Origin of the sequence: Ruegeria sp., assembly GCF_028066395.1 — a bacterium.
Taxonomy (GTDB): Bacteria; Pseudomonadota; Alphaproteobacteria; order Rhodobacterales; family Rhodobacteraceae; genus Ruegeria.
On sequence record NZ_JALCBM010000022.1, the window covers coordinates 42268 to 48267 of the forward strand.

General features: G+C 61.0%; 7 protein-coding genes. 3 read left to right on the forward strand and 4 right to left on the reverse strand.

Features of this window, described 5'->3' with window-relative positions; translation table 11 throughout:
- Nucleotides 1–84 precede the first annotated feature (84 nt).
- Both MPJ51_RS09340 and MPJ51_RS09345 read right to left on the reverse strand, forming a co-directional pair.
- Nucleotides 85–522 carry a CBS domain-containing protein gene (locus tag MPJ51_RS09340; protein ID WP_298385169.1) on the reverse strand — a complete coding sequence of 146 codons (438 nt, stop codon included), beginning with the start codon at nucleotides 520–522 and terminating at the stop codon, nucleotides 85–87.
- A 62-nt stretch (nucleotides 523–584) separates the two neighbouring features.
- Nucleotides 585–1487, reverse strand: a complete 903-nt coding sequence (locus tag MPJ51_RS09345) for a LysR family transcriptional regulator (protein ID WP_298385172.1) — start codon at nucleotides 1485–1487, stop codon at nucleotides 585–587.
- Between the two features lie 103 nt (nucleotides 1488–1590).
- Between MPJ51_RS09345 and MPJ51_RS09350 the strand changes: the two genes are divergently transcribed.
- Nucleotides 1591–3090, forward strand: coding sequence for a CoA-acylating methylmalonate-semialdehyde dehydrogenase (locus MPJ51_RS09350; RefSeq protein WP_298385175.1), 1500 nt, complete (start codon nucleotides 1591–1593; stop codon nucleotides 3088–3090).
- A 185-nt stretch (nucleotides 3091–3275) separates the two neighbouring features.
- On the forward strand, nucleotides 3276–3860 hold the full coding sequence (locus MPJ51_RS09355; protein WP_298385206.1) for a L,D-transpeptidase: 585 nt from the start codon (nucleotides 3276–3278) through the stop codon (nucleotides 3858–3860).
- 72 nt (nucleotides 3861–3932) lie between these two features.
- On the opposite strand, the gene MPJ51_RS09360 is transcribed toward MPJ51_RS09355, so the two are convergent.
- Nucleotides 3933–4409, reverse strand: coding sequence for a fasciclin domain-containing protein (locus tag MPJ51_RS09360; RefSeq protein ID WP_298385176.1), 477 nt, complete (start codon nucleotides 4407–4409; stop codon nucleotides 3933–3935).
- Between the two features lie 71 nt (nucleotides 4410–4480).
- Nucleotides 4481–5332, reverse strand: coding sequence for a class I SAM-dependent methyltransferase (locus MPJ51_RS09365; RefSeq protein WP_298385178.1), 852 nt, complete (start codon nucleotides 5330–5332; stop codon nucleotides 4481–4483).
- 136 nt (nucleotides 5333–5468) lie between these two features.
- On the opposite strand from MPJ51_RS09365, the gene MPJ51_RS09370 reads away from it, so the two are divergent.
- On the forward strand, nucleotides 5469–6000 hold a 532-nt coding region (locus MPJ51_RS09370; RefSeq protein ID WP_298385181.1), incomplete at its 3' end, for a glutamate-cysteine ligase family protein.

Consider the following 6000-nt stretch of genomic DNA (forward strand, 5'->3'; position numbering starts at 1 on the left):
AGGCTCTCCTGCGCAACAATGTTTCTGCGCCAGCAAACACAACTTTGCTGCAGGTGCAAGGGGCCGGTTGGACCCCGGCAGGACCTAGTGGCCCATGATCATGCCTTCCAGCGCGTCTTTTTCCATCGCCAACTCGGTCAGTTGTGCCTTGACCACGTCGCCCAAGGTGACGATGCCGATCAACTGCCCGTCTTCCAGCACGGGCATGTGGCGAAACCGGCCTTCGGTCATGCGGGACATGATGTCCTGAACCGAATCCTGACGGCTGGCCGTCACCAGATCATGCGTCATGTAGGCACTGACGGGTTGGGTCAGACAGCCGCTGCCGCTGGCAGCCAGTTCGCGCACGATGTCCCGTTCGGACAGAATGCCCGCAGCAGTCTTGCCGCCATCATCCGAGACGATGACTGTACCAATCCGTTTTTCCGCCAGTATTTTCGCAGCTTCCGAGACGGTGACCGAGGGCTCGACAGTGACCACACCTTCGGCGGCCTTGGACTTGAGAATGGCCTGAACAAGCATTTCAGAAAAACCTCCGGCTTAACGTACTGTTTTCCAAAGCGTTGCCGGAATGACGGACCCTGTCAAGATGCAGCTTGGGCCTCAAGCCGCGCAACCTCGTCGCGCAGGCCGCGTGTCAGGGCCTTGGCAAAGCGGTTCAACCGTTCGTTGCGCTGGTCGCCCTGATGGCGCACCAGATGGAACCCCCGGGTCAGACTGATCTGATCTGTCAGGATTTTCCGCAGCCCCGGGTGGAACGGCAGCGTAAAGTCATGCGCCACACAGACCCCGGTTCCCAGCGACACCTGCCGCAGCTGCACCGAGACCGAGTTTGATGCAAGCGCGACACGGTCAACGCCCATGTCATTGAGGTAATCCAGTTCCCGGTCAAACACCATGTCCGGGATATAGCCGATCATCCGGTGCCCTTTCAGGTCTTCGACGGTGCGGATCGGGCCGTGGCGGTTCAGATAATCCTCGGTCGCAACCATGTGCAACTTGTAGTCGGATATCTTCTGTACCAGCAGTTTCCCGGCCGAGGGCGCGCTGACGGTAACAGCCATATCCGCCTCGCGCCGGGACAGGTTGATGATGCGCGGCAGGGCCAGGATCTGGATGTCCAGATCGGGGTTGGCGTCGCTGATCCGGGCGCAGACCTGTGGCAGCAGATAGTTCGCGCTGCCATCCGGCGCACCGATCCTGATCTGACCGCTGAGGGATTTCGTCGGCCCCGAAACCGCCCCCGTCGCGGCGCGCAGCGCCTCTTCCGCCTCAAGCCCGTGATCCATCAGCCGCTCTCCGGCGCTGGTCAGCACATAGCCCTGCTGAGACTTGGTAAACAGAACCGCATTCACCGCGCCTTCCAGCCGCGCGATCCGGCGACCGACGGTGGCCGGGTCCAGTTTCAACACCCGCCCCGCCGCCGACAGGCTTTCTTCGCGTGCGACGGCCAGAAAAACCCGCATGTCATCCCAGTTTGGGGTCATCGCCCATCCTTTGCATTTTTGCAAAACTCTTTTGAACTATTGCCTCTGTTCAGGGGATTTCTGCAAGCCTATTCTGCGCACAATCATCCCGGAGGAGTTTGCGATGCAAGACCTGACCCATTTCATCAACGGCGAGAACGTGGCTGGCACGTCGGGCCGTTTCGACGATGTTTTCAACCCCGCCACCGGCGAAGTGCAGTATAAATGCCCTATGGCGAGCGTTGCGGAAACCACCGCCGCCATCGAAAGCGCCGCTGCTGCCCAGCCTGCTTGGGGCGCCACCAACCCGCAGAAACGCGCCCGCGTGATGATGGCGATGGTTGGCCTGATGAACCGCGACATGGACAAGCTGGCCGAGGCGCTGAGCCGCGAGCATGGCAAGACCATCCCCGACGCCAAGGGCGACCTGCAGCGCGGTCTGGAAGTGATCGAATACTGCATCGGCGCGCCGCAGATGCTGAAGGGAGAGTTCACCGACAGCGCAGGCCCCGGCATCGACATGTACTCCATGCGTCAGCCGCTGGGTGTTGTCGCCTCGATCATGCCGTTCAATTTCCCCGCCATGATGCCGCTGTGGCATGTCGGCCCGGCGCTGGCCTGCGGCAACGCGGTGGTGCTGAAACCGTCCGAACGCGACCCCTCGGTCCCGCTGATGCTGGCGGAACTGTTTGTCGAGGCCGGTCTGCCCAAAGGCGTGTTCCAGGTGGTCAATGGCGATAAAGAAGCCGTGGATACCCTGCTGGACAGCGAGATCATTCAGGGCGTCAGCTTTGTCGGCTCGACCCCGATCGCGCAGTATATCTATGCCCGCGCGACCGCCAACGGCAAACGCGCGCAATGTTTTGGCGGTGCTAAGAACCACATGATCGTCATGCCCGATGCCGATCTGGATCAGGCCGCTGACGCGCTGGTCGGTGCCGGTTTCGGCGCGGCAGGCGAACGCTGCATGGCCGTCTCGGTCGCTGTGCCGGTGGGCGAGGAAACCGCTGACGCGCTGATCGAAAAACTGATCCCGCGTGTCGAAAAGCTGAAGGTCGGCCCCTATACCGCAGGCGACGACGTGGACATGGGACCGGTCGTGACCGCAGCCGCCAAGGAGCGCATTCTGGGCCTGATCAATTCGGGCGTGGAACAGGGCGCGAAGCTGGTTGTCGACAACCGCGATTTCAGCCTGCAGGGCTATGAGGACGGCTTCTTTGTCGGCCCGCACCTGTTCGACAACGTGACCCCGGACATGGATATCTACAAGCAGGAGATCTTTGGCCCGGTTCTGTCGACCGTCCGCGCGGGTTCCTATGAAGAGGCGCTGAAACTGGCGATGGACCATGAATATGGCAACGGCACCGCGATCTTTACCCGCGATGGTGACACCGCGCGCGATTTCGCCAGCCGGATCAACATCGGCATGGTTGGCATCAACGTGCCGATCCCGGTGCCGCTGGCCTATCACACCTTTGGCGGCTGGAAAAAATCCATGTTCGGCGACCTGAACCAGCACGGCCCGGACAGCTTCAAGTTCTATTCGCGCACCAAAACCGTGACCTCGCGTTGGCCGTCGGGCATCAAGGAAGGTGGCGAGTTCAACTTCAAGGCCATGGACTGATCCATTCGCCTGAAAAACACCCCAAGCGGCCCGATTTCGGGCCGCTTTTTCTTTGCGCCGGGCCAGGTTCACGACAAATTCAGGTCCCGACCTCTGGAAATCACGGGCGCACACCAATATTTTACCCGCAAATCACGAACCGAGCAGATCAACGAACACCGGAGGCAGCCTTGTCCCATTCCCGCATGACCCGCCGTTCGGCCCTGATGGGGGCTGCGTCCCTTCTGGCCACCCCTGCCCTTGTGCGGGCACAAAGCATCGACGCCTTTCCACAGGATGAAGAGGCGATCAGCACGCAATTGCCGGTGCGCCGCAACGTGTCGTCGTTCTCGCAACAGAACTGGCAGGATCACTTTGATGAACTTGGTGTGGGCTGCCTGCTGGCCGACATCACCAGCCGCGCGGTCCATTACTGGGGCGCGGATGGCACCTATCGGCTGTACCCGAGTTCGGTGCCGATGAGCGAGGAACTGACCAAGCGTGGCTACACCGAAGTGGTGCGCAAGGCCGAAAACCCAAGCTGGACGCCGACCGCCTCGATGCGCGAACGCGATCCCGATCTGCCCATTCGGATGGAGGGCGGCGATCCGGGCAACCCGCTGGGCACCCGTGCCATGTACCTGTCCTGGCCTGCCTATCTGGTGCACGGGACCCATGATACGCGCAAGATCGGACGCCAAAGCTCCTCGGGCTGCATCGGCCTTTACAACCAGCATGTCGAGGAACTGTATCCGCTGGTCAAGATCGGCACGCAGGTCCGGTTGGTGTAACCCCTTCCCCAGACGGCAAAAAAGCCCCGGCCATCGTGACCGGGGCTTTGTTTTTGGTGAAAGTGGGTAGTGTTATTCGGGGATGATCACCGCGTCGATCACATGGATGACGCCATTGCTGGCCTCGATATCGGCCTGAACAACCTCGGCCCCGTTGACCTTGACACCGTTCTTGGCATTGACGCTCAGCCGGTCGCCCTGAACGGTCAGAACCTTGGCGCGTTTGCCCGCGATGTCGCCGGACATGATCTTGGCCGGAACCACGTGATAGGTCAGGATCGACACCAGTTGATCCTTGTTTTCCGGCAGCAACAGGCTTTCCACGGTGCCCTCGGGCAATGCGGCAAAGGCCTCATCCGTTGGGGCAAAGACCGTATAGGGTCCGTCGCCCTTGAGCGTGTCCACCAGACCGGCGGCCTGAACGGCGGCGACCAGCGTGTTGAAGGACCCTGCAGATACGGCAGTGTCCACGATGTCGACGGCTTGTGCCTTGACCGGCAGGGCCAGCGCCAATGCGGCGGCGGCGCTCAGGAATGTGCGGCGAAACATGGCTGTTATCTCCTCTCCAGCTTGTTATGGAAAGGGGTACGGAGGGTTCGCCGCGCCGGATCACTTTGGGATCACTTTTCCCTGAGCTGCACCCAGATACTTTGCGCCCGCCCGTCCTTAAGAAACGGCAGTGCTTCCACCGCGTCAGGTCGAGCCTGTTGGAGGTAATATCCCGGCCAAAGCATTGAATATGCGCCAGATTGCAGCAAGGCGTGCAGCATGTACTGTTCCCCCCAGCCGGGGCAGTCATAGAAGAACCGCTTGGGATATTCGTAGGGTAGAAAAACATCGTGCACATGGATCACCACACCCGGCTTTAGCGCCGGAATGATGCGGCAGAACAGGTGGGCCACATCGTTGCTCATCCTGACAACATGGCTGGAATCGATGAACAGAATGTCCCCGGCCTGCAACTGATCGAATAGTGCGGGATCGACCTCCTCCAACCGTTTCTGTTCGAAATGATCGACCACATGGGCGATATCGGCGCGCGGATAGGGGTCGATTGCGGTGATGGTCGTGTCCAACCCGCCATCAATGATCGCCTGCCGGGTGACGCGGGTCGAGTTGCCGCATCCGACCTCGATCACGCGTTTGGGCTGAAACCGCCGGATCATCAGATAGAGCGCATCCGCATCCGGGCTGTCATAGTAGCCATTGCCGAGGCGATAGCCGGTCTGATTGCGCGCGGGGTCCTTCAACGCCTCCAACGCGCCCTTGTGCTGCTGGTATTCCGCAGCCAGCGGCGCGATATCGAACCCCTCCATCCCCGGCGACAGCGCATAGGCCGGACGGGTCAACCCGCCTGCCTGCTCGAACGCCTCAAGCCGCGCGCGCTCCTCCTGCTCGGGGGCCTTGTCGATCAGCCTGACCCCCAACTCGTCAAGGGCGGCGTTGATCTGGGGGAATTTTCTGGGTTTCACGGGGGCGGCTCCACAATTTACCTGTGCCTGTTCCATACCGCTGCTGGGCGGGGCTTCGCAAGGCGGGCGGCCCCAAACCCTTGGCAAAACGGAAATTTCCGTATTCACTGAATGGAATTGAAGCACGAGGGCCGCCATGCAGCAGGAATTCACGCTGGGAATTGAAGAGGAATACCTGCTGGTCGATCGCGACAGCCTGCAATTGGCCGAAGCCCCCGAAGCGTTGATGGAGGCCTGCCAGAACGATTTTCAGGGACAGGTCAGCCCCGAGTTCCTGCAATGCCAGATCGAGGTCGGCACCCGCCCCCATGCCACGATCAAATCCGCGCGGGACGACCTGAAACGCCTGCGGTCCTGCGTGTCGAAACGGGCGGCGGAATACAACCTGTCCCCTATCGCTGTATCCTGTCATCCGTTCGCCAACTGGAAGGATCAGACCCACACCCGCAAGGAACGCTATGACGCGTTGCAACATGCGCTGGGTGGCGTCGCCCGCCGCATGCTGATCTGCGGCATGCATGTTCATATCGGGGTCGAGGCCCCATCCCTGCGCGCCGACCTGATGCCGCAACTGTCCTATTTCCTGCCGCACCTGCTGGCGTTGTCGACCTCCTCGCCCTATTGGAGCGGTGAGGATACCGGCCTGTCCTCATACCGTCTGACCGTGT